16 protein-coding genes and 4 tRNA genes are annotated in these 20,290 nt (G+C 68.9%); 10 read left to right on the forward strand and 10 right to left on the reverse strand.

Annotation, left to right across the window (positions count from 1 at the left end; all coding sequences use genetic code 11):
* Together MRBLWH3_RS12350 and MRBLWH3_RS12355 are read right to left on the reverse strand one after the other, a co-directional pair.
* Positions 1 to 471, reverse strand: coding sequence for a nuclear transport factor 2 family protein (locus MRBLWH3_RS12350; RefSeq protein WP_363432296.1), 471 nt, complete (start codon positions 469 to 471; stop codon positions 1 to 3).
* Between the two features lie 40 nt (positions 472 to 511).
* On the reverse strand, positions 512 to 2,341 hold the full coding sequence (locus tag MRBLWH3_RS12355; RefSeq protein ID WP_363432299.1) for a peroxidase family protein: 1,830 nt from the start codon (positions 2,339 to 2,341) through the stop codon (positions 512 to 514).
* Between the two features lie 364 nt (positions 2,342 to 2,705).
* On the opposite strand from MRBLWH3_RS12355, the gene MRBLWH3_RS12360 reads away from it, so the two are divergent.
* From MRBLWH3_RS12360 to MRBLWH3_RS12370, 3 genes are read left to right on the forward strand one after another with little or no spacing between them, the layout of a single operon-like run.
* On the forward strand, positions 2,706 to 5,141 hold the full coding sequence (locus MRBLWH3_RS12360; RefSeq protein ID WP_363432301.1) for a GMC family oxidoreductase: 2,436 nt from the start codon (positions 2,706 to 2,708) through the stop codon (positions 5,139 to 5,141).
* Entirely contained in the window at positions 5,138 to 6,178 is a 1,041-nt protein-coding gene (locus MRBLWH3_RS12365) for an alpha/beta fold hydrolase (RefSeq protein ID WP_363432304.1), read from the forward strand. The genes MRBLWH3_RS12360 and MRBLWH3_RS12365 overlap by 4 nt, the downstream gene beginning before the upstream one ends.
* A 47-nt stretch (positions 6,179 to 6,225) precedes the next feature.
* Positions 6,226 to 6,438 carry a KTSC domain-containing protein gene (locus MRBLWH3_RS12370; protein ID WP_363432307.1) on the forward strand — a complete coding sequence of 71 codons (213 nt, stop codon included), beginning with the start codon at positions 6,226 to 6,228 and terminating at the stop codon, positions 6,436 to 6,438.
* Positions 6,439 to 6,485: 47 nt separating this feature from the next.
* Here MRBLWH3_RS12370 and MRBLWH3_RS12375 read toward each other — a convergent pair.
* From MRBLWH3_RS12375 to MRBLWH3_RS12385, 3 genes are all read right to left on the reverse strand, one after another.
* Positions 6,486 to 6,560 (reverse strand) — tRNA-Val (locus tag MRBLWH3_RS12375).
* A 25-nt stretch (positions 6,561 to 6,585) separates the two neighbouring features.
* A tRNA-Cys gene (locus tag MRBLWH3_RS12380) sits at positions 6,586 to 6,659 on the reverse strand.
* A 54-nt stretch (positions 6,660 to 6,713) separates the two neighbouring features.
* Positions 6,714 to 6,786: transfer RNA gene (locus MRBLWH3_RS12385), tRNA-Gly, on the reverse strand.
* Positions 6,787 to 6,941: 155 nt separating this feature from the next.
* Here MRBLWH3_RS12385 and MRBLWH3_RS12390 point away from each other — a divergent pair.
* A tRNA-Val gene (locus MRBLWH3_RS12390) sits at positions 6,942 to 7,017 on the forward strand.
* A 42-nt stretch (positions 7,018 to 7,059) separates the two neighbouring features.
* On the opposite strand, the gene MRBLWH3_RS12395 is transcribed toward MRBLWH3_RS12390, so the two are convergent.
* From MRBLWH3_RS12395 to zapE, 3 genes are all read right to left on the reverse strand, one after another.
* Complete coding sequence (locus tag MRBLWH3_RS12395) at positions 7,060 to 7,581, reverse strand: type II toxin-antitoxin system PemK/MazF family toxin (protein WP_363432310.1); 522 nt, start codon at positions 7,579 to 7,581, stop codon at positions 7,060 to 7,062.
* A gap of 101 nt (positions 7,582 to 7,682) precedes the next feature.
* Entirely contained in the window at positions 7,683 to 8,951 is a 1,269-nt protein-coding gene (locus tag MRBLWH3_RS12400) for an ammonium transporter (protein ID WP_363432313.1), read from the reverse strand.
* 179 nt (positions 8,952 to 9,130) lie between these two features.
* Positions 9,131 to 10,159 (reverse strand): cell division protein ZapE, encoded by a 1,029-nt coding sequence (gene zapE / locus MRBLWH3_RS12405; protein ID WP_363432316.1) that lies wholly within the window; start codon positions 10,157 to 10,159, stop codon positions 9,131 to 9,133.
* Between the two features lie 162 nt (positions 10,160 to 10,321).
* Here zapE and MRBLWH3_RS12410 point away from each other — a divergent pair, with 162 nt between their 5' ends.
* Both MRBLWH3_RS12410 and MRBLWH3_RS12415 read left to right on the forward strand, forming a co-directional pair.
* Positions 10,322 to 11,227 (forward strand): sulfurtransferase, encoded by a 906-nt coding sequence (locus MRBLWH3_RS12410; protein WP_363432319.1) that lies wholly within the window; start codon positions 10,322 to 10,324, stop codon positions 11,225 to 11,227.
* Between the two features lie 34 nt (positions 11,228 to 11,261).
* Complete coding sequence (locus MRBLWH3_RS12415) at positions 11,262 to 11,702, forward strand: SufE family protein (RefSeq protein WP_363432321.1); 441 nt, start codon at positions 11,262 to 11,264, stop codon at positions 11,700 to 11,702.
* A 16-nt stretch (positions 11,703 to 11,718) separates the two neighbouring features.
* Here MRBLWH3_RS12415 and MRBLWH3_RS12420 read toward each other — a convergent pair whose 3' ends face one another.
* Positions 11,719 to 12,972, reverse strand: coding sequence for an alpha/beta hydrolase family protein (locus tag MRBLWH3_RS12420; RefSeq protein WP_363432324.1), 1,254 nt, complete (start codon positions 12,970 to 12,972; stop codon positions 11,719 to 11,721).
* Between the two features lie 25 nt (positions 12,973 to 12,997).
* Here MRBLWH3_RS12420 and MRBLWH3_RS12425 point away from each other — a divergent pair, with 25 nt between their 5' ends.
* The 4 genes from MRBLWH3_RS12425 to MRBLWH3_RS12440 all read left to right on the forward strand — a co-directional run bounded on the left by MRBLWH3_RS12425 (position 12,998) and on the right by MRBLWH3_RS12440 (position 18,229).
* Complete coding sequence (locus MRBLWH3_RS12425) at positions 12,998 to 13,588, forward strand: DUF3000 domain-containing protein (RefSeq protein WP_363432326.1); 591 nt, start codon at positions 12,998 to 13,000, stop codon at positions 13,586 to 13,588.
* Entirely contained in the window at positions 13,581 to 14,780 is a 1,200-nt protein-coding gene (locus MRBLWH3_RS12430) for a ribonuclease D (protein ID WP_363432328.1), read from the forward strand. Before MRBLWH3_RS12425 ends, MRBLWH3_RS12430 begins: the two co-directional genes overlap by 8 nt.
* A gap of 72 nt (positions 14,781 to 14,852) precedes the next feature.
* A complete protein-coding gene (locus MRBLWH3_RS12435) occupies positions 14,853 to 16,058 on the forward strand; it encodes a thiolase family protein (RefSeq protein ID WP_363432330.1) in 1,206 nt (401 codons plus the stop codon).
* 11 nt (positions 16,059 to 16,069) lie between these two features.
* Positions 16,070 to 18,229 (forward strand): 3-hydroxyacyl-CoA dehydrogenase NAD-binding domain-containing protein, encoded by a 2,160-nt coding sequence (locus MRBLWH3_RS12440; protein ID WP_363435489.1) that lies wholly within the window; start codon positions 16,070 to 16,072, stop codon positions 18,227 to 18,229.
* 72 nt (positions 18,230 to 18,301) lie between these two features.
* Here the strand turns inward: MRBLWH3_RS12440 and dxs are convergent, their stop codons facing one another.
* Complete coding sequence (gene dxs / locus MRBLWH3_RS12445; RefSeq protein WP_363432332.1) at positions 18,302 to 20,254, reverse strand: 1-deoxy-D-xylulose-5-phosphate synthase; 1,953 nt, start codon at positions 20,252 to 20,254, stop codon at positions 18,302 to 18,304.
* Between the last annotated feature and the right edge of the window lie 36 nt (positions 20,255 to 20,290).

Raw genomic sequence — 20,290 nt, forward strand, 5'->3', positions numbered from 1 at the left:
TCACTTCTTCTTGCGCTTCTCGGGGAGCAGCTTCATCGTCCAGCCGAACCACCGCGACGATCTGAACACCCAGTTGATCATCTGCTGGTTCCACTCGTGGAGCCAGTACTCCTTGATCAGATGGTTCTCGTCGAGGATGAAGATCCCTGTCGCCCGCCCGTGCAGCGTCTTGATCGGCATCCGGATCTCGTACTTCAGGATCACCGTCGTGAAGATCTCACCGGCTGTGATGTCGAGGACTTCGCCCACGAACACGCCGTCCTTGATGAACTGCGTCAGTCGCGTGTAGAGCCCGATGATGTCGTCGGTGGTCGTGTAGTCCCCCGACATATGGTTCTGGCCGGGATAGTGGATGACGGCGGTCGGGGCGAGCAGCTTGCGGAAGGCCGCCATGTCCGCGGCCATGAGCACATCCCAATACGTGCGGATCAGGGTGAACCGCGCTTCGCGGTCCTGCTCGGTGATCGTCATGACTTCCCTTCTCGGCCGCGGCCGCGCGTCGGCCGACTGTCTATCCGGCGGCGGATGCCGCGGCGGCTGCCGTGCTCGTGGAGCCTTCGGGCCTTGGCCCGACGACGCTCCACGGCGCGAACGCGTTCTTCACGCCGTCGAGCGACGGCGAGAGCTGTGGGTAGTGCCGAAGGAGCACCGAGGCCATCGTGTTGTCGGCGATCCACTGCATGCCGGTCTTCGTGTAGTACTCCTCGGTGTAGCAGTCGGTGATGAAGCGGTCGCTCTTCAGCCGCCTGCTCGCCATGAGGATGAACACGCGGAACGCGGTGTCGCTGAAGCCGAAACCTGGAGGAGGTGTCTCGGCGTGCATCCCGACCTGCAGATCGACCTTCTCGACGTCGCCGTACATGGCCTCGAGCTCCCGCGCCCACGTGGGGTTGTCGGTGAGCTCGTCGAACGTCTCGGCGGGCTTCAGATGCAGCTGGCGCCGGAACTCGTTGTACCGCGGCACGCCGCGCTCGCGGTCGCGCATGATGTCGAGGGCCGCGAGATCAAGGCGGAGTCCGTCGGGCAGCGTGATGTCCTGCATCCAGCGCGGGAAGTTGTGCAGCTGAACGGCTCCCGGATGCTGCACCCCGAACGAGTACCAGAGGTCCTGGACCCTTGCTCCCGAGGTGAGCACGCGGTGCGCGTTGAGCAGGATGATCTCCTGGAACTCCATGCTGTCCACCAGCGCGCCGTCGTCGAGCGAATGGACTTCGAGGGTGTCGGGCAGCAGGGGGTGCAGGCGGTACACCGCGGCGAACTCCTCCGTCAGCTGGTATGGCGAGCCGTGGTGGTCGAACGCGGAGCCGGGGATGCCGCTGATGACCTCGCTCCTGCTCAGGCGCCCGAACATGCGGTGCAGCTTCTCCTCCGCGAGCCCCCACCAGTTGGCCCGCATCGCGACCTTGAGCACGGGGTGGGCGATGATCGCGGGGGTCCACTCGACCGTGTGGATCTTGGCGAGGAGGGCCGAGACGACCAGCTGCGCGGTGCCGAAGAGCTCGTCCTCGGTCATCCCCGGGTAGTCGATCTTCAGCCGATCGCAGATGGCGTTGTGCTCCAGGGTGAAGAGGGTGTGCAGCAGCCCCAGGCCCACCCACCAGTTCTCGCTGAATCCGGTGAGTGCGACGCCCGTCGCCGGGTCGAGCGGCAGGTTCCCGTCCTTGAGCACGAGCTTGCCGTCCACGTGACTGCGCACCTGCTCGCGTCGCTCGGGAGTGCTGCCGTAGATCGACGAAGCGTCCCACCAGTGCGAGTTGCTGTTGATGAATGTCGGAGGCAGGTCGCGATCGGCGTCCGTACGGGTGTCGTCGATCTTGGTGCGCGGAATGCGCATGGGGTTCTCGAACCAGTCGTCGCCCTCCGCGACGTCGATCTCGATGACGTCGGCGGGCTCCCTGCCGTGCGCGAACCAGTCGTGCGTCTGGAACTGGATCCACGCGGCGGCGAGGAGGTTGATCGAGGTCGCCGGGGTGAACGTCTCGCGGCGCATCAGCTTCCGGCTGACCTCCCGCGGGTTCGGTGTCATGAGCTCGTCGGCCTCGGCCGGCCACGCGTGCGCCAGCGGGACATTGCGCGCGAACCGCGTGCCCGCGCGACCCATGTCGGGATCGCTCAGGTCGTTGTACGAGCCGTCGGCGGTGCGGAACCGTCGTCGCTCTTCGCCTGCCGACGCGGGCGTCACGCCGGGAGTGCGGCCGGCGCCGCCTGGCGTGCGTGTGTCGACGAGGTTGTCCTCCCGGAGCTCCTCGCGCAGCGCAATGAGGTTGAACAGACCCAGCAGGAACGGGAGCCGGTACCACGGTCTCGTGCGGTTGATCCGTGCGTAGAAGCGTCTGAGCACCTTGGGTCTCCTCATTGCCGACGGTAACGCGGGAGGGCAGGTCCGCGGATCTGCCCGAATCATAGTGAAGGAGAGCATGCGCGGGCCATCCTTCGTACATCCGACGTGCGGATCTTCGGAATGACCTTTCCCGCCGCGCGATCGGCGGCTGCGGCATCCGTTGCGGCGCCGCCGCCGGGGTCACTAGTTTGAGTGCCGAGGGGGCGATCCGGGACGACGTATCTTCTGCGGCGCGATGGACTCCTCCGGTGTACGACCGTCTCCACCAAGTGTGTCGCCGAGCCCGCAGAGAGGGAGTCGATGATCCGTACGCAAGACGAGAACGACGCAGAGCGGGGCACATCCTGCAGAGAGGTGGCCTGAGATGCCCGCGGCCGAGCACGTCGATGCCGTCGTCGTCGGCTCCGGGTTCGGAGCATCCGTCAGCGCCTACCGCCTCGCCGAGGCAGGCCGCTCCGTCGTGCTGCTCGAGCGGGGGCGGGCGTACCCGCCGGGCAGCTTCGCGCGCAATCCGTACGAGATGAGCAGGGCGTTCTGGGAGCCGAAGGACGAACTGCTCGGGCTCTTCGACGTGCGCTCCTTCCGAAAGCTCGAGGGCATCGTCTCCGCCGGTCTCGGCGGCGGCTCGCTCATCTACGCCAACGTGCTGCTTCGCAAGGACGAGCGCTGGTTCGTGCACGATTCGCCCCTGCCGGGCGGAGGGTACGAGCACTGGCCGATCGGCCGCAACGACCTCGACCGCCACTACGACGCCGTCGAGGCGATGATGACGCCGGTGCCGAACCCGTACCCCGACCTCCCCAAGGCGCGCGCACTGAGGGATGCCGCCGAGACGCTCGGGCTCCAGGCCTTCTCTCCGCCGCTCGCGGTGTCGTTCTCCGCGCGTCCCGGAGCCGAGCCGATGCAGAAGCAGCTCATCGACCTGCCGCCATACGGCAACATCCACAACGCGACCCGGCTGACGTGCCGCCTGTGCGGCGAGTGCGACATCGGCTGCAACGAGGGTGCGAAGAACACGCTCGACCACAACTACCTCTCCGCCGCCGCGGCGCACGGGGCCGACCTGCGCACCGAGTGCGAGGTCTACGGCGTCGCCCCCCTCGACGGCGGCGGCTATGAGGTGCGCTACGTGCGCTACGGCGAACGCGACGCGAGCGGTCGCCATGAGCGCACGCACGTGCGGATCACCTGCGATCATCTGTTCCTGGGTGCGGGCACGTTCGGCACCACCGCGCTGCTGCTGCGCAACCGGGTGGCACTCCCTGCGATCGGACGGGCACTGGGCACCCGCTTCAGCGGCAACGGCGACCTGCTGACCTTCTGCTTCGGTGCCCAGTCGACCAGCGAGGCGGGTCACACGCGGGTGATCGACCCCGCGTACGGCCCCGTCATCACCACCGCGATCCGCAAGCCCGACGGGCTCGACGAGGAAGGGCAGGGGCGCGGCTACTACGTGCAGGAGGCCGGGTTCCCCGAGTTCACGAGCTGGCTCGTCGAGACCGCGCAGGTGACCGCCTCGATGCGCCGCACGGCGAGCGTCGTCTCGCAGATCCTCGCGCACCGGCTGACGAACCGGAACGAGTCCACGATCTCCGCCGAGGTCGCGAAGCTCGTCGGCCAGGGGCGGCTGACGTCGAGCTCGCTCCCTCTGCTCGGCATGGGTCGCGACACTCCCGACGGACGGATCACGCTCGTCGACGGTGAGCTCGAGGTGGAGTGGACGACGGCGACCAGCAAGGCGTACTTCGACGCGATGCGCACGACGATGCAAGGCATCACCGAGGCGCTCGGCGGACGATTCCGCGACAACCCGCTGTGGTGGACCAAGCGCGTGGTGACTGTCCATCCGCTGGGGGGAACGCCGATGGGCCGTGCTCCCCAGGAGGGTGTGGTCGACAGCTGGGGCGAGTCGTTCGGGCACCCCGGACTCTTCGTGGTGGACGGCTCGGCAGTGCCCGGGCCGGTGGGACCCAACCCGTCGCTCACGATCGCGGCGATGGCGGATCGCGCCGTCGAGCACCTGCTCGAGCGGCCGAAGCCGCCACGGCGGGGTGCGAGCGACCCCGTGACGGTGGCGGTCGCCGAGGCACCGGTCGTCGTCGATGCCCCGGTCGACCCGATCGCCGGCCGCGGCATGGAGTTCACCGAGAAGATGAAAGGCCATCTCGCCCTGGGGGAAACGGATCCTCTCGCCGGCTGGGAGCTCGGGCGCCTGCTCGCGCAGCGCTTCATGTTCCAACTCACGATCACCGCACCCGACGTCGAGCGGTTCGCCGCCGGCGAGGATCACACCGCGGTCGCCGAGGGGTATGTCGACTGCGATCTGCTGGGCGGCACGCTGCCGGTGCAGCGCGGCTGGGCCAACCTCTTCGTGGCGGCGGACACCACCCTCACCCGCGAGATGCGCTACCGACTGTGGTTCAGCGACATGTCCGGACAGCCGCTGACGATGTACGGCTTCAAGACCGTGCGCAACGACCGCGGGTTCGACATGTGGACCGATACCTCCACGCTCTACATCTCCCTGATGCGCGGGCACGTCCCGCCGGGTGAGAACGGCGGGCAGGATGCCCCCGCCGACGTGATCGGCGCGGGCATCCTGCGGATCCTCCCCCTCGATTTCGCCCGCCAGCTGACGACCTTCCGCGGGTCGGGATCCGGGTCGCTGGGTTCCATCGCACGGTTCGGAGCGTTCTTCGCCGGATCGATGAAAGACGTCTACCTGCGCCCGGGACCGCCCGCACCCGGTGCCGTTCCGGCCGCGGTGTCGTCGGCGCCCATTCCGGAGGACCGATCGTGAGGGCGACGGCGCGCTTCCGGCATCAGGACGAGGTCCACTTCATCGACGCCGGCGACGGCGTCACGATGACGCTCATCCGCGTGCGCACCGACTCCGAACCCACGAAGGGACCGGTCCTCCTGCTGCACGGCGTGGCGATGCGTGCGGAGTCGTTCCGACCACCCGTCGCCCGCACGCTCGTCGACGTGCTCCTCGACGACGGCTGGGACGTGTGGATGCTCAACTGGCGCGGTTCGACCGATCTCGACCCGCGCCCGTGGACGCTCGACGACGTCGCGCTCCACGACGTCCCCGCGGCCGTCCGCTACGTGATCGCACAGACCGGCGCCGCGTCCCTCAGGACCGTGGCGCACTGTCAGGGATCGACGGCCCTCAGCATGGCGGCGGTGAGCGGCCTCGTGCCCGAGGTCGACGTGATCGTATCGAACGGCGTGTCGTTGCATCCGGTCATGCCGCCGTTCGCGCGCGTGAAGCTTCACACGCTGCGGCCGCTCATGCAGCGCACGCAGTCCTACGTCGATGTCCCCTGGCGCGACGGCCCCGAGCGCGCGCTTGCCCGCGTGACACGAAACGCGGTGCGGATGTGGCACGCCGAGTGCGGCAACGCGAGCTGCAACATGGCGAGCTTCGCGCTCGGATCCGGGCATCCCGCGCTGTGGCGGCACGCGAATCTGGATGCTGCGACCCACGACTGGGTGGCGACGGAGTTCGGCCGCGTGCCGATGAGCTTCTACGCGCAGCTCGCCGCCTCCGATCGGGCGGGTCAGCTCGTGTCCATCCGCGCGAAGGGCGGACTCCCGTCGGGATTCGCGACCGGGGTGCCGCAGACGCAGGCGAGGTTCGCCTTGTTCGCGGGTGCTGAGAACAGGGCGTTCCTGCCCGAGAGCCAGAGGAAGACCCACGCGTACCTCGAACGGCACCAGCCAGGGCGACACTCGCTCACCGTGCTCCGTGGGTATGGCCACGCCGACGTCTTCCTCGGCGCGCGTGCCCACATCGACGTGTACCCGAGGGTCATCGCCGAGTTGAACGCCTGACGCAGTGTCGGCAGTGCCGGCCGGGGCCCCCGGCGTAGCCTGAAGGCGTGCGACGACACCGTCTCGATTCCGCGGCGATCGTGTCGGCCGGGTATGACGCCGACACGGCCGTGCTCGAACTCGAGTTCACGTCCGGCGATGTGTACCGCTACTTCGCGGTTCCGCCCTCGGTGCACCGGGCGCTCCGCGAGGCCGACAGTGCCGGCAGGTTCTTCCAGGAGCGGATCAGAGAGGTGTATCCCTCGGAGCACGTCCGCTGATGTGTACGGGGCAATGCGAAAGCCCCCGCCGGGGCGGGGGCTTCAGGTGGTGCGCGATACTGGGATCGAACCAGTGACCTCTTCCGTGTCAGGGAAGCGCGCTACCGCTGCGCCAATCGCGCCCGTGAAAGGGCTATTCAGTTCGAGTGGAGGTGGCGACGGGATTCGAACCCGTGTAAACGGCTTTGCAGGCCGGTGCCTAGCCGCTCGGCCACGCCACCGCGTGTGGTTTGACCCCACGTGCCGTGACCTCCTGACGGGGATCCCTGCACTCGAGCGGATGACGAGACTCGAACTCGCGACCCTCACCTTGGCAAGGTGATGCGCTACCAACTGCGCTACATCCGCATTTCGTTCCCGGGTTGTTCACCCGGGCACTTGAAAGACTCTAACCGATCCCGGGCGTCCTGCAAAACCGAGTGCACCCCGCGCGTGTCTCGCCGATGTGGTTCGAGGCACCCTGCTGCATCCGGTAAGGTTGTTAGTCGTCCCCCTCGGGGAACGGGCGATTGGCGCAGTTGGTAGCGCGCTTCCTTCACACGGAAGAGGTCATCAGTTCGAGTCTGGTATCGCCCACCACCAGAGAAGGCCCGGTCACGAAGATGATCGGGCCTTCTCGCGTCAGTTGTCGACGGCCCAGCCGTAGCGACGGTGTAGGGCGTCGGCGACGAGGACGAATCGGTTCGGGTCGAGGGCGGAGGCCTCGCGCCGCATGCCGTCGCGATGCACGCTGTAGAGCTGCTCGACATCGAGCCACGACGGGCGACCCTGCGGGTCCCAGTCCCCCGTGCCGAGGGCGAGGAAATCCCGGTCGCCGTCGTGCGGCTTACTGGTGAGACGGACGGCGTATACGCGATCTGCGCTCTGCCTCGCGATCACGAGAAGCGGGCGGTCCTTGCCGCGGCCGTCGTTCTCGGCGTACGGCACCCACGTCCAGATGATCTCGCCCGCGTCCGGGGCGCCGTCGTGGTCCGGGACGTACGTGATCCGCAGCGCTCCCCTGCCGGGCGGTGCCACCTCCACGGTCGCCGTCGGGCCGCTGCGGCCGTCCTCGGACGCGCGTGCAGTGGTGGAGGACCCTGTCGCGAGGTGGGGCCGGAGGATACGGGTCACGATGCCGCGCAGCCCGCTTCGCTGTGTCACGTCGTCATCCTACGAGCGCCGGCCTGCGGCGCGCACACGCCGAAGGGGCGCCGCGGTGGGGGGAGAACCGCGACGCCCCTTCGGAGCGGATGCCGGATGGGTCAGCCGCGAGCGCCCTCGAGCACGTAGCCCTCCTCGCCGTGCACGACGGTGTCGATGCCGGCGACCTCGTCCTCGTTCTTGACGCGGAAGCCGACCGTCTTCTCGATCGCGAAGCCGATGACGTAGGCCAGCACGAACGAGTAGATCAGAACGGCGAAGGCGGCGATCGCCTGCACCAGCAGCTGGGTGCCGTTGCCGGTCCAGAAAAGGCCGGTGCTCTTGGCGAAGAAGCCGAGGTACAGGGTTCCCAGGAGACCGCCGACCAAGTGGATGCCGACCACGTCGAGCGAGTCGTCGAAGCCCCACTTGTACTTGAGCTCGATCGCCAGGGCGCAGACGGCGCCGGCGAGCAGGCCGAGGACGATCGCCCAGACAGGGTCCAGGGAGGCGCACGCCGGGGTGATCGCGACGAGGCCCGCGACCGCGCCAGAGGCGGCGCCGACCGACGTGGGCTTGCCGTCCTTGATCTTCTCGACGATCAGCCACGCGAGGAGCGCCGCCGCGGGAGCGGCGATCGTGTTGACGAACGCCAGCGCGGCGGTGCCGTCCGCGGCCAGCTCGGAACCGGCGTTGAAGCCGAACCAGCCGAACCACAGCAGACCGGCGCCGAGGAGCACGAACGGCGGGTTGTGCGGGACGTGGACGCCCTTCTGGAAGCCGACGCGCTTGCCGAGGACGAGCGCGAGCGCGAGAGCCGCCGCACCGGCGTTGATGTGCACCGCGGTGCCGCCTGCGAAGTCGATCGCGCCGACGCCGAACCACTCCTGCATGCCGTAGGTGATCCAGCCGCCGTAGGCGAAGCTGCCGTCCTCGGCGAGGCCGAAGTTGAACACCCAGCTGGCGACCGGGAAGTAGACGATCGTCGCCCAGATGGCGGCGAAGACCATCCACGAGCCGAACTTGGCCCGGTCGGCGATCGCCCCCGAGACGAGCGCGACGGTGATGATGGCGAAGGTGGCCTGGAAGGCGACGAAGGCGAGCGGCGGGTACGCGGCGCCCTCGGGGGTCTCGAGCAGGCTCTGGAGGCCCAGTGCCGACCAGTCGATCGACCACGGCGGCACGAGGCCGTCAGAGCCGGGGAAGGCGATCGCGTAGCCGTAGAGCACCCAGAGCACGCCGATGAGGCCCATGGCGCCGAAGCTCAGCATCATCATGCTGATGACGCTCTTGGCCTTGACCAGACCGCCGTAGAAGAACGCAAGTCCTGGCGTCATCAACAGGACGAGTGCTGCCGCTATCAGGATGAATGCGGTGTTGCCTTGATCCATCTCGAAGAGAACCTCTCTGCAGGGACGCAGGTATAGCGTCGGGTTCCCTCAGTGTGTCGACGCTCCGTTTCCGGAGCGGGACGACCCGTGTTTCCCCTTCGTTACGGAAGGGGTGCGTACGTAAACATCGTGTTTCGGCGCGCCGAGCACGGGCCGTGCGTTTCGCTCGAACCGGCCGTTCAGGCGAGTGTCGAGGCGACCAGCCGCGAGATCGCGCGCAGGTACTTCTTGCGGTAGCCGCCCGCGAGCATCTCCTCGGGGAAGACGAGGTCGAGCGACGTGCCGGTGGCGCGGATCGGCAGCTGCGCGTCGTAGACGCGGTCGATGAACGCGACGAACCGCAGCGCAGCCGACTGGTCGGTGAAAGGGGTCACGTCCCTCAGACCGACGACTGCCAGCCCTTCGATGAGGCGGATGTAGCGCGAGGGGTGGACGTGCGCGAGGTGCGCGACGAGCGCGTCGAACGTGTCGTCGGATGCGAGCGCCGTGGCGGCAGCGGTCGCGATCGCCGCTTCGTAGTGGGGCGGGTCGAGCACGACGGCATGCCCGTCGACCGCGCGGTGGCGGAAGTCCGTGCCGTCGATGCGGATGGTCTGGAAGCTCGAGGCCATCGCGTGGATCTCGCGGAGGAAGTCCTGCGCGGCGAAGCGCCCCTCGCCGAGGGCGTTGGGAGGCGTGTTGGATGTCGCGGCCAGCCGTGTTCCCGAGGTGACGAGCTCGCCCAGCAGCCGCGTCATGACCATGGTGTCGCCGGGATCGTCGAGTTCGAACTCGTCGATGCAGAGCAGATCCGCGCCGCGGAAGAGCTCGACGGTGTTCTGGTAGCCGAGCGCACCCACGAGGGCGGTGTACTCGATGAAGGATCCGAAGTACTTCCGACGCGCCGGCATCGCGTGGTACACGGAGGCGAGGAGGTGGGTCTTGCCGACGCCGAACCCGCCGTCGAGGTAGACGCCGGGCTTGAGTTCAGGGCGCTTCGCGCGGCGGAACAGGCCGCCCTTGGCCGGCGCGGCAGCCCCCGAGAACGCCTGGAGCAGGTCCTTCGCCTCCTGCTGGGATGGATAGGCCGGGTCGGCGCGGTACGTGTCGAACGTCGCGTCGGCGAACTGGGGCGGCGGGACCAGAGCGGCGACCATCTCGGCGCCGGCGAGCTGCGGGGCGCGCTCCGCGAGGTGGACGACGCCGGTTCGGGTGGCGGAGACGGTCATACGGATCCTGTGTCGGTGTCTTACGGAGGCGGTGTGGCGCCCCGCGCGGGAATCTAGGGTCGGAGTCGACGGTTCAACCCTAACCGTCAGCCGTGCGCGCCCGCCCTCGCTCGATGGCGGATGACGGCCGCTCGAACCTCGCACCCGAATCCAGGAGACGCCATGACCGTCGAGACCGACACCTCGTCCGAGAAGTTCGCCGAGTACTCCGAGCCGGGGCGACTCGTGACGGGCGACTGGCTCGAGGCGAACCTGGACCGCGAGGGCCTCGTCGTCGTCGAGTCCGATGAGGACGTCCTGCTGTACGAGACGGGCCACATCCCGGGCGCCGTGAAGGTCGACTGGCACACCGAGCTCAACGATCCGGTCGTGCGCGACTACGTCGACGGTCAGGGCTTCGCCTCGCTGCTCAGCAGGAAGGGAATCTCCCGCGACGACACCGTCGTGATCTACGGAGACAAGAACAACTGGTGGGCCGCGTATGCGCTGTGGGTGTTCTCCCTGTTCGGGCACGAGGACGTCCGCCTCCTCGACGGCGGACGAGACAGGTGGATCGCCGAGGGACGACCGATCACGACGGAGGCCCCGAACCCGGTCCCCACCGAATACCCGGTCGTGGAGCGCGACGACTCCGTCCTGCGCGCCTACAAGGACGACGTGCTCGCCCACCTGGGCCGTGGGCCGCTCATCGACGTGCGCTCCCCCGAGGAATACGACGGATCGCGAACGTCGGCGCCGGCGTACCCCGAGGAAGGAGCCCTGCGCGCGGGGCACATCCCGGCGGCGCGGAACGTGCCCTGGGCGCGCGCCGTCGCCGAGGACGGCGGCTTCCGGCCTCGCGCGGAGCTGGACGCCATCTACCGCGGCGAGGTCAGGCTCCAGGACGGCGACGCGATCGTCGCCTACTGCCGCATCGGCGAGCGGTCCAGCCACACGTGGTTCGTCCTCAAGCACCTCCTCGGCTTCGAGGACGTCCGCAACTACGACGGGTCGTGGACCGAGTGGGGCAGCGCGGTGCGTGTGCCGATCGTTGCGGGTGCCGAGCCGGGAGACGCGCCTCGGCGCTGAGCCGCAGCATCCGTCCCGTGGGAAAATGGCGGAGATGACCGAAGCCGCCCTGCCTGACCGCCTCGCCGAGATCCGCGACGAGTTCCTCGAGCTGCCTGAGCCCGATCGACTCCAGCTGCTCCTGGAGTACTCGTACGAGCTGCCGTCGATGCCCGTGGAGTACGAGGGGCACCCGGAGCTGTACGAGCGCGTAGTGGAGTGCCAATCGCCGGTGTTCATCGTCGTGGACGTGGACGCCGACGGCGCCGTCGCGATGCACGCGACCGCTCCGCCCGAGGCTCCGACGACCCGCGGATTCGCGAGCATCTTGGCGCATGGCCTCACCGGCCTCACGACCGCGGAGGTGCTGGCGGTGCCGGGCGACTTCCCGCAGACGCTGGGTCTCACGCGAGTGGTGTCACCCCTGCGAATCTCCGGAATGACCGGGATGCTTCTGCGTGCCCAGCGTCAGGTGCGCGCCAAGTCGGCGGACTGATGCCCGCCGGGGGTCGTCAGTCCGCGACGATCCCGTGAGCGGCGAGCCACCCGCCGATGCTGGCGGTCCAGCGCTCCTGGTCGTAGTTCCACAGCTTGGTGTGGCGCGCGACCTCGAACACCTGCATCTCGACGAGATCGGGACGGGCGGCGACGAGGTCGTGAGACGCGTCTGACGGCACGAATCCGTCGTCGTCGCTGTGGAGGATGAGGATCGGATGCCGCAGCTCCCCGGCCCGCGAGACGACGTCGAGCTGGTCGAGACGGATGGCGGCTCCGGTGCGGGTCAGCGGGGAGGCCCACTCGGTCTGCAGCGCCTCGATCGCGAGACGGCTGACCGCGCCCGGAACGCGCTCCGCGCGGGCCTGGTAATTGAGCACGACCCGCCAGTCGACGACCGGGGACTCGAGGATGAGTCCGGCGATGGCATCACCGTGCGCAGAGTTGAGCGCGAGCTGCAGCGCGATCGCGCCGCCCATGGACCAGCCCATGACGATGATCCGGCGGGCGCCGCGTCGCCGTGCGAATCCGACGGCAGCATCGATGTCGCGCCACTCGGTGGCCCCGAGCGCGTACGTGCCGTTGCGGCTGCGCGGCGCCTCGCCGTCGTTGCGGTACGACACGACGAGCGACGTGATGCCGAGCGAATGGAACACGGGCACCGCCCGCAAGCACTCGGCCCGCGTCGTGCCGCGCCCGTGCACCTGGACGACCCAGGTGTCACCGTCGCCGGCCGGGAACTGCCACGCAGGGCACGGGCCGACGGTGGAGCCGATGAGCTCGGGGGTGAACGGCAGGTGCAACTGCTCGGGGTGGTCGTAGTACCAGCCGCTGAAGGCCGCCTCGGGGGCGAGGCTCGCGTCCGCCGGGATGTGCGTGAGGAGCTTGCGCTTGACGCTCGATGCGTCCTCCGACAGCACCGAGCCGAGCTTGATGTAGTCGGACGTGCCGGAGGTGAACAGGCCGTAGCGTCCCGGGAGCTCCGTGTCGGCCGTGCGCGACAGGGTGATCGTCTGCGCGGCGGTGTCGAGCGCGAGGATGCGTGTATCGGCCTGCCGGCGCGCCGGAGTGACGACTTTTCGGGCCATCACCACCGAACCCGCCGCAAGGGCGCCGAGCACAGCGGCCAGCGCCACGCTCAGCACCGTGAGCGCGGCCTTCACACCGGCGACGAGGGCGCGCGTCCCGCGCCTGCGGCGAGGACCGAGAGCTTTCGGCCCTCCCGGATAACTGCGTGCGCCGTCCCATGCGGCGCGCCTGGAGGCGACCATCGAGGCATCAGCCTAGTCTGTCCGCGTGACTGAGCAGCGTCCCCCGGCGGCACCGGGCTCTTTCGAGCAGGCCGCCGAGGCGGTGCGTACGATCTCCTTCCGCGGCGACCTCGCAGTCCGCGAGATCGCCGCGCCGCAGGGTCTCGCGCCGAACGCGTTCGCGATCGCGGGCGACGTGCGCCCCGAGCCCGACTCCGCGGACTCGCCCTACGGCACGGGGCGGCTGGTGCTCCTGCACGATCCGGAGCAGCCCGCGCCCTGGAACGGTCCGTGGCGGATCGTATGCTTCGCGCAGGCGCCGCTCGAGCCCGAGATCGGGGTGGATCCGCTGCTCGCGGACGTCGCGTGGACCTGGCTCACCGATGCGCTCGAGTCACGACGCGCCACCTACCACTCGGCATCCGGCACGGCGACGAAGACACTCTCCAAGGGATTCGGCGCGCTGGCCGCGGAGGGCGACGGGGCACAGATAGAACTGCGCGCGTCCTGGACCCCGGAAGGCGCGATCGCTGCGCACGTGGAAGCATGGGCGGAGTTGGTTTGCATGCTGGCAGGGCTTCCGCCCGGCTCGGAAGGGATCGCGATGCTCGGTTCGCACAGGTCGCCACGTGGCTGAATACGACGTGATCGACGAGGTCGCGCGCGTCGGAGAGGCTGCACGGCGCCTGGCAGATGGGGAGGGCCCCGTCGCCGTCGACGTCGAGCGCGCCTCGGGGTTCCGCTACTCGCAGCGGGCCTACCTGGTGCAGGTGTACCGGCGCGGTGCGGGCGTGTTCCTCTTCGATCCCCCACCGATCGGGGACTTCCGCGCGCTCGAGGATGCGATCGGCGCCGAGGAATGGGTGCTGCACGCCGCGAGTCAGGACCTGCCGTCGCTGCGCGAGATCGGTCTGGAGCCCGCCTCCATCTTCGACACCGAGCTCGCCGCCCGCCTTCTCGGTCACGAGCGAGTCGGTCTCGCCGCCGTCGTCGAGGACACGCTGGGCATCACGCTCGCGAAGGCGCATTCGGCGTCGGATTGGTCGACGCGTCCCCTCCCCCAGTCGTGGCTCGAATACGCGGCACTCGACGTCGAACACCTCGTCGATGTGCGCGACAAGCTGGTCGCGGAACTCGTGGAGCAGGGCAAGACCGAGTTCGCCGCGGAGGAGTTCCGCGCCGTGCTCGAGCGCGAGCCCAAGCCTCCGCGTGAGGAGCCGTGGCGCCGCCTGTCGGGCCTGCACACGGTGCGCGGTCGCAAGGCGCTCGCCGTCGCCCGCGAACTGTGGACGGCCCGTGAAGAGTACGCGAGGGAGGAGGATGTCGCGCCCGGGCGGCTCGTCCCCGACCGCGCCCTGGTCGCCGCCGTCCTCGCCGACCCCAAGTCGAAGAGCGCGCTCGCCGCGGTCAAGGACTTCACCGGCCGCGCGAGCCGGTCGCAGCTGGACCGCTGGTGGGCGGCGATCGAGGCCGGACGCGCCGTCACGCAGCTCCCTCTGGAACGTGCGACCGGCGGAGACACGCTGCCACCCCCGCGGGCGTGGGCCGATCGCAACCCGGAGGCCGATGCTCGTCTGAAGGCGGCACGCCCTCTCGTGGAGCAGCGTGCCCAGGAACTCCACATGCCCACAGAGAACCTCCTCACTCCCGAGCTGCTGCGACGCGTCGCCTGGGCTCCGCCACAGCCGCTGAACGCGGCATCCGTCGGCGAAGCCCTGTCGGCGCTGGGTGCGCGAGCGTGGCAGATTGCGCAGACCTCACAGGTGATCGCCGATGCCTTTGTGGGATCCGTGCAAGTCGCGTCGCAGGCGTCGGAAACCGCTTCGTAGGTTTCCCCCACCCGATTCCGACCGCTCCACGCGCCCTCCTAGGCTGGCGACATCCCTACTTTTGGAGGCAGAGTGGCCGAGATTTCGGACGTCTTCTTCGTCGATGGAATGCGCACCCCGTTCGGGCGCGCCGGCGAGAAAGGCATGTATTGGAACACCCGCGCGGACGACCTCGCCGTCAAGGCGACGATCGGGCTCATGGAGCGCAATCCCGGCGTTCCCAAGGACCGCGTCGACGATGTCGCCATCGCCGCGACCAGCCAGACCGGTGACCAGGGGCTGACCCTCGGCCGCAGCGTCGCGATCCTCGCCGGGCTCCCCCAGACGGTTCCAGGCTTCGCGATCGACCGCATGTGCGCGGGCGCGATGACGAGCGTCACCACGATGGCGGGCTCGATCGGCGTGGGAATGTACGACGTCGCCCTGGCGGGCGGCGTCGAGCACATGGGCCACCATCCCATCGGCGGCAACGCCGACCCGAACCCGCGTTTCGTCGCGGAGAAGATGGTCGACCCCGGCGCGCTCAACATGGGGGTGACCGCAGAGCGCATCTTCGACCGGTTCCCGCACCTCACCAAGGAGCGCTCGGACCGCTACGGCATGCTCAGCCAGCACAAGGCGCAGGCGGCGTACGACGCCGGCAAGATCCAGCCCGACCTCGTCTCGGTCGCCACCAAGGACGCCGACGGCTCGTGGGGCCTCGCGACCGAAGACGAGGGCCGCCGCCCGCAGACCACGATGGAAGACCTCGCCGGTCTCAAGACGCCGTTCCGCCCGCACGGTCGGGTGACCGCCGGCACGTCTTCGCCTCTCACCGACGGCGCGACGATGTCGCTGCTCGCCGGCGGGGGCGCCGTCAAGGAGCTGGGCTTGAAGCCGAAGATGAAGCTCGTCTCGTTCGCCTTCGCGGGCGTGCAGCCCGAGATCATGGGCATCGGCCCGATCCCGTCGACCGAGAAGGCGCTCAAGAAGGCGGGCCTGAGCGTCGACGACATCGGCCTGTTCGAGCTGAACGAGGCGTTCGCCATCCAGGTGATCTCGCTGCTCGACCACTTCGGCATCGCCGACGACGACCCCCGAGTCAACCAATGGGGCGGCGCCATCGCGGTCGGCCACCCGCTCGCCGCGTCCGGCGTGCGCCTGATGATCCAGCTCGCGGCCCAGTTCGCCGAGCGCCGCGACGTGCGCTACGGACTCACCGCCATGTGCGTCGGTCTCGGCCAGGGCGGCTCCGTCATCTGGGAGAACCCGTTCTTCGACGGCAAGAAGCGGAAGTGAGTGACACGACGATGACGAACACCGTCTCCGAACAGTACGAACACATCGACTTCTCCCCCATCGTCGCCATGACCGACGGCGAGGTGGTCACGCAGTCGCGGGTGCGCGACATCCGTCTGCCCTCCGGCAAGGTGCTGGCACTGGTCACCCTCGACAACGGCCGAGACCACACCCGCCCGAACACGCTCGGCCCCGCCACGATGTTCCAGCTCGGCGAGACGCTCGACGCGCTGAAGGCACGGGCGGCCGCCGGCGAGATCCAGGCGGTCGGCATCACAGGCAAGCAGTACATCCTCGCCGCCGGCGCCGACCTCAGTGACATCAGCAAGGTCGGCTCGAAGGACGACGCCCGCAGGGTTGCCCAGCTCGGCCACAAGGTGTTCGGCAAGCTCTCCGAGCTGGGCGTGCCCGCGTTCGCGTTCGTGAACGGGCTGGCGCTCGGCGGTGGCCTCGAGATCGCACTCAACTCCACGTATCGGACGGTGGATGCCTCGGCCGCGGCGATCGCGCTTCCCGAGGTGTTCCTCGGCATCATCCCCGGCTGGGGCGGCGCATACTTGCTGCCGAACCTCATCGGCATCGAGAACGCGCTCGAGGTCGTGATCTCGAACCCGCTGAAGCAGAACCGCATGCTCAAGCCGCAGCAGGCGTTCGACTACGGAATCGTGGACGCGATCTTCCCCGCTGCGAACTACCTCGAGGACTCGCTGGCGTGGGCCGACGGCGTGCTCGGCGGGAAGATCAAGGTCGACCGGAAGAACGTGCCGGGCAAGATCGAGCGCCTCACCAAGTGGCCGATCGCGATCAAGATGGCGCGCGGCATGCTCGAGTCCAAGATCGGCACCGTGCCCAAGTCCCCGTACGTGGCTCTCGACCTCCTCGACAAAGCGCGCAACGGCTCGAAGGCGGAAGGCTTCGCACGTGAGGACGAGGCCCTCGCCGAGCTCATCACGGGCGACCAGTTCGCCGCATCCATGTACGCCTTCGATCTGGTGCAGAAGCGGGCTAAGCGTCCGGTCGGCGCTCCCGACAAGGAGCTCGCGAAGAAGGTCACCAAGGTCGGCATCATCGGCGCCGGCCTCATGGCCAGTCAGTTCGCGCTGCTGTTCGTGCGCAAGCTGCAGGTGCCGGTGCTCATCACCGACCTCGACCAGGCGCGCGTCGACAAGGGCGTGGCGTACATCCACGACGAGATCGGCAAGCTCGAGGCGAAGGGCCGGCTCGACGGCGACTCCGCCAACAAGCTGCGCGCACTCGTCACGGGCACGACCGACAAGAGCCTCTACGCGGACTGCGACTTCGTCATCGAGGCCGTCTTCGAAGAGGTCGGTGTGAAGCAGCAGGTGTTCGGAGAGATCGAGAAGATCATCGCGGAGGACGCGATCCTCGCCACCAACACCTCGTCGCTGTCGGTCGAGGAGATCGGTGCGAAGCTCGTCCACCCCGAGCGGCTCGTGGGCTTCCACTTCTTCAACCCGGTCGCGGTCATGCCGCTCATCGAGATCGTGAAGACGCCGCAGACCTCGGAGAGCGCACTCTCGACGGCATTCGTGGTCGCGAAGAACCTGGGCAAGAACGCGGTGCTCACCGCCGACGCGCCCGGCTTCGTCGTCAACCGCCTGCTGGCGAAGGTCATGGGCGAGGCTGCGCGTGCCGTGTACGAGGGCACCCCGGTCGGCGACGTCGAGAAGGCGTTCGCACCGCTCGGCCTGCCGATGGGGCCGTTCCAGCTCATCGACCTGGTCGGCTGGAAGGTCGCCGCACACGTGCAGGACACGATGGTGCGCGCCTTTCCCGAGCGGTTCTATGCGAACGAGAACTTCCACGCGCTCGCGGAGCTGCCCGAAGTCGTCGAGAAGGACAAGGGCGGCCGCGTGACCGGCTGGACCAAGGCGGCGGAGAAGGTGCTCAAGCCTGCGGTGGGCTCGTCACCGGCCTCCGCCGACGAGATCCTGCGCCGCGTGCAGGACGGGCTCGCACAGGAGATCAAGATCATGCTCGACGAGGGCGTGGTCCCCGAGGTCGAGGACATCGACCTCTGCCTCATCCTCGGCGCGGGCTGGCCGTTCATCGACGGCGGCGCATCGCCGTATCTCGATCGAGAGGGCGCCTCCGAGCGCGTCTTCGACGACACCTTCCACCATCCGGTGATCACGGGCATCGCAGGCTGACGCCGGGAAGATCGAAGGGGCGCATCCTCCGCGGAGGATGCGCCCCGTTCGACGCGGCTGCGCCGCGCGACTCTAGTGGCGCTCCTCGCGCGACAACGTCGGGATCACGGGGATCTCGCGGGTCTCGGCGCCGCGGGCGACCGGGATGCGGGTGCCGAGCACCTGCGCGACGACGTCCTGTGCGATCCTCGCCGGTGTGAGGCCCGCGTCCTCGAGGATCTGCTCGCGGCTCGCGTGGTCGATGAACTCGTCCGGCACGCCGAGCTCGTCGACCGCGGTGTCGACGCCCGCCTCACGGAGCACCTGGCGCACGCGGGTGCCGATGCCGCCGACACGGATGCCGTCCTCGATCGTGATCACGAGACGGTGGGATGCTGCGAGCTCGACGATCGAAGGCTGTACCGGGACGACCCACCGCGGGTCGACGACGGTGGCGCCGATGCCCTGCGCGCGCAGGCGCTCGGCGACGTCCACCGCGATGTGCGCCATCGGGCCGATGCCGACCAGCAGCACGTCCTGTGCGTCGGAGCGCATCAGCACGTCCACGCCGTCTTCGAGCCGCTCCAGGGCTGCAAGCTCGGGGCTCACGCCGCCCTTCGGGAAGCGGATGACGGTGGGCGCGTCGTCGACGGCGACGGCCTCACGCAGCTCCTCGCGCAGGCGAACCTCGTCACGGGGCACAGCGATGCGGATGTGCGGCACGATCTGGAGCATCGCGAGGTCCCAGATGCCGTGGTGGCTCGGGCCGTCGGGGCCGGTCACGCCGGCACGATCGAGCACGAAGGTGACTCCCGCGCGATGGAGCGCGACATCCATCAGCACCTGGTCGAACGCGCGGTTCATGAACGTCGCGTAGATCGCGACGACCGGGTGCAGGCCGCCGAACGCCAGGCCGGCCGCCGACGCGACGGCGTGCTGCTCGGCGATGCCCACGTCGTACACGCGGTCGGGGAACCGCTGCGCGAAGGGCAGCAGACCTGTGGGGCGCAGCATGGCCGCGGTCATCGCGATGACGTCGTCGCGCCGGTCGCCCACGTGCACGAGCTCGTCCGCGAAGACGTCGGTCCAGGCGGTGCCGGCGGCCGCGCCGAGGGACTCGCCGGTGATCGGGTCGATCTTGCCCACGGCGTGGAACTGGTCGGCCTCGTCTTCGACGGCGGGTGCGTAGCCCCGCCCCTTCTCGGTGATCGCGTGGACGATGACGGGCGCGCCGTACTCCTTGGCGAGTTCGAGCGTCTCGATGAGCGTCGGGAGGTCATGCCCATCCACCGGCCCGAGGTATTTGATGTCGAGGTTCGAATACAGTGCCGCGTTGTTCGTGAACCGCGACAGGAAGCCGTGCGTGCCGCCGCGCACGCCGCGGTAGACGGCGCGGGCGGCGGGGCCGAGCTTGCGGAACAGCGTGTCGGAGCCGCGGTGCAGGTTGCGGTACGAATCCGCGGTGCGGACGCGGTTGAGGTAGCGCGCCATGCCGCCGATGGTCGGGGCGTACGAGCGCCCGTTGTCGTTGACGAGGATGACCAGGTTGCGGTCGTTGTCGTCGGAGATGTTGTTGAGCGCCTCCCACGTCATGCCGCCCGTGAGCGCGCCGTCGCCGACGACGGCGACCACGTGCCGGTCCTTGCGGCCGGTGCGGGTCAGGGCGCGAGAGACGCCGTCCGCCCAGCTCAGCGAGCTCGAGGCGTGGGAAGACTCGACGACGTCGTGCGGGCTCTCGGAGCGCTGCGGATAGCCTGCGAGGCCCTCGCGCGCGCGCAGCTTCGTGAAGTCCTGACGCCCCGTGAGGAGCTTGTGAACATAGGACTGGTGACCCGTGTCGAAGATCATCGGATCGTTCGGCGAGTCGAACACGCGATGGAGCGCGATCGTCAGCTCGACGACACCGAGGTTGGGGCCCAGGTGACCGCCCGTGCGTGCGACGTTCTCGACGAGGAAGCCGCGGATCTCTTCCGCGAGCTGCTCGAGCTGATCGAGGCTCAGTGCGTCGAGGTCGCGGGGTCCGGTGATGGACGACAGCAGCGACATCCCCGCTCCTTTCCGGCCCGGGAAGGGCTCTGCAAG

The organism is Microbacterium sp. LWH3-1.2 (genome assembly GCF_040675855.1).
Classification (GTDB): Bacteria; Actinomycetota; Actinomycetes; order Actinomycetales; family Microbacteriaceae; genus Microbacterium.